Below are 2,870 nucleotides of genomic sequence, written 5' to 3' on the forward strand. Positions count from 1 at the left end.
CCTGGCCATCGAGAAGGACCCCGAATTTATAGATGCATACTACAACCGGGGGGTTATGCATTATTTTCGCAGGGAATACGACCAGGCCATTGAGGACTTGAACAAAGTTATTGAAAAAAGGCCAGATCATGTGATGGCATACGCAAGCAGAGGCTCTGTGTACGATAAGATCGGCGACCAGCAGAAGGCCCTGAGCGATTATCGCAAAGCAGCACAACTGGGAGACAAGGACGTGCAGGAAAATTTGCGATCAAAAGGGATAGAGTGGCGATAAAGGCAGTGAATGATGCGGTGAATAGTCGATAGCCATCAGCGGTCAGCACACAGCCGTCAGCTGAAACAAAAAAGGCTCTAAGCTGATCGCTTAAGAAGTTTATCTCTCTGCCCTCAGCTCTACGCTCTCTGCTGTATTTCTCGCCGAACGCCGAACGAATCACGCCGAACGTTTTCCTGAGAATCTCGATATACGATTGACCATGAGAAGCGAAGGGAAAATCAAGATCCGGGATAGAGCAAAGAAAAAGGGCTTAAGTTGACCTTAAGCCCTTTTTAGTTTTAATGTCTCAACTATTTCTTTGCGGGAAACAGTTTATCAAGCAGTTCCTTTGAAGGCGGTTTTGTCATGGCGCTGACCACGAAATAGAGGATACCGCAGCCGATCACAAGTATCCATTCGAAGGTGCCCATGCCGAGCTGCCTCTTTAAGAGCACTTTATAGCCGCCATAAATACTATACCCGGTTCCATAGAGGACGGTGCAGAGGGCACCCCACTTCGTCGCGCCCTTCCAGTAGTAGGATATGGCGGTCACGAAGACGAAGATGGCACCGAGACCCATGGCCGCGAGCCCCATGAATATAGAGAGCAGCGGCGGAGGGTTGACAAGCGTCCAGTAGAAAGGTATGAAGAGGAAGAGCGCGATAAGGAAATATCCGAGGTAAAGCATTGACTGGTCAGTTACCTTGGGCCACCACAGCTTAATAACATCACGGGTGATATTTGCGCTCATGATAAAGACCATACCGGCAAGGGTTGAGAGGGCTGCCGCAAAAAGACCCATTGTGTAAAGGGTCATCAAGGGCACGCCGCCGACCGTGTAAGCAAGAGCCGGCGCTGCAAGGTCTGCACCCCATGGTTTTACTTTAAGAAGGTTCGAGCCGAAGATCGTCCTTGCCACAAGGCCGTTCGAAGAGCAGTCGAGCATGATAGGGATACCGGCGATGATAAAGACAATGGTAAGCAGTGTCCAGTAACCCTTCTTTGTCAGCTTGCCCATGCCGAGGAACCGGCTGACGTTATGAGGGAAACCTATGGCCATGGTGAAGAACAAAACCGGCGTGGCGAGGATGCCGACAAGGCTTGAGAAAAGCTGTGTCGGGCCAACATGCGGAAGCTCGGGCCTCATGAGCTTTATAAGCGCCGGGCCTACCTTTGGTTCCATATAAAGTTTTGATGATATTTCATAGAACCCGCCGGCCCAGACGATCGCCCATATACCCAGAAGCGCGCCGACCACGCCGAGGAACGCCCCCTGGAATGCCATTGACCACTGCGTCCCTACGTATCCGCCAAGAACCATGTAGAGCCATGCAATGAAGATGGAAAGAAGGAGGCACCACAGTGGCGGAAGACCGGTCGTTGCGTACCAGACGCCGCCGGCAGCCTTCAACTGTCCCACGCAATACATGAAAAGAAAATAGAGCATGCAGATCGCCACAACGGTCTGGAGCATCTTGCTCTCGAAGCGCCTTCCTATTGTCTCAGGCAGGGTTGCCGCTCCGAGTTTGGAAGAGAATTCCCTTGTTTTCAGTGCGGCAAGCCAGCAGCAGGGAACGAGCCCGAGGAGGCTCCAGATGCCGGCAAACCACATCCCGGAGAACCCGACCGAGTAAACGATACCGGTACTGCCGCAGAATGCCCACCCGGAGAGATAGGATGCCGCAAGGGCGCAGCCGGTTATCGCAGGACCGATATCGCGCTTGCCGACAAGATATTCATCAAAAGAACCCTTGGTCATCTTTCTCTTGCTCAGGATCCCGAGAAGGATGGAAACAAAAAGGAGAATGGCGACACCTATAACTGCCGCTATGGTTGTTGCAGAGGTTGGTTCTATCCAGTTACTATATGTTATCGGACTCATTCTTTCCACCCCCTTGTTATGAGCCATGTCCCTATGAAGGTCATAAGGAAGAGCCCAATGATCAGGACCCACCAGACATACCATGGAAACATCAGCACCGATGGATCAGGCAACTGGACAGGTGGTGGAGCTATTGGTATTGTTGGCTGCATAAATAACCCTCCTTAATCTTTTATTGAGAAAACCGCGTAAAACTTTCACCCCCTTTCAAATATTTTTTCAATTAAGAACAATAAACGAATGACCATGCAGACAAGATGGTGTTGCCGCGTTGAATTGTATACGTTTTAAACCCCCGTCCCCCTTGCCTTTTCTAATAATGATAGTGTTCCATGGGAAAATGTCAAGAAAAAAATCTCCTGTTTTTTGTAACTTCCTTCACAAGAAACAGGATTATTCAGTATATCGGGCAGATTAAAGGCGACAATCTGCAATAAAAGAGCGTACGGGAAACGGCAACCGTCCGGATGTTTTTGCGGCAGCGAATAGTAAGAACCAAAGAGACGATCCGGCAGACCCCTTTGTCTAACGCCGAACGCTTCACGCCGAACGCTCTTTTGGGAATCCCGGTATACGATAAAGGAGCTACGATATGGGATGTATTTTACAGGCGGACAGAGACTGTCTTGGAGATGCCCTCTTCTTCCATGGTGATCCCGTATATGGCAGCGGAAGACTCCATGGTGATCCTGTTGTGGGTGATGAAGATGATCTGTGTTTTTGTGCTCATG

General features: G+C 50.1%; 3 protein-coding genes. 1 reads left to right on the top strand and 2 read right to left on the bottom strand.

The window, feature by feature from the left end; all coding sequences use genetic code 11:
* On the top strand, positions 1-274 hold a 274-nt coding region (locus tag PHU49_09115), incomplete at its 5' end, for a tetratricopeptide repeat protein (protein ID MDD5244162.1).
* Positions 275-567: 293 nt separating this feature from the next.
* Here PHU49_09115 and PHU49_09120 read toward each other — a convergent pair.
* Positions 568-2,139 (bottom strand): sodium:solute symporter family protein, encoded by a 1,572-nt coding sequence (locus tag PHU49_09120; protein MDD5244163.1) that lies wholly within the window; start codon positions 2,137-2,139, stop codon positions 568-570.
* Positions 2,136-2,291, bottom strand: a complete 156-nt coding sequence (locus tag PHU49_09125) for a hypothetical protein (GenBank protein MDD5244164.1) — start codon at positions 2,289-2,291, stop codon at positions 2,136-2,138. The genes PHU49_09120 and PHU49_09125 overlap by 4 nt, the downstream gene beginning before the upstream one ends.
* Between the last annotated feature and the right edge of the window lie 579 nt (positions 2,292-2,870).

Source organism: Syntrophorhabdaceae bacterium (assembly GCA_028713955.1).
In the GTDB taxonomy this organism is placed as follows: domain Bacteria; phylum Desulfobacterota; class Syntrophorhabdia; order Syntrophorhabdales; family Syntrophorhabdaceae; genus UBA5609.

What these genes read in the sequence shown, in the direction of transcription:
- PHU49_09120 (MDD5244163.1), bottom strand. Translation starts at nt 2,139, where the DNA reads ATGAGTCCGATAACATATAGTAACTGGATAGAACCAACCTCTGCAACA.
- PHU49_09125 (MDD5244164.1), bottom strand. Translation starts at nt 2,291, where the DNA reads ATGCAGCCAACAATACCAATAGCTCCACCACCTGTCCAGTTGCCTGAT.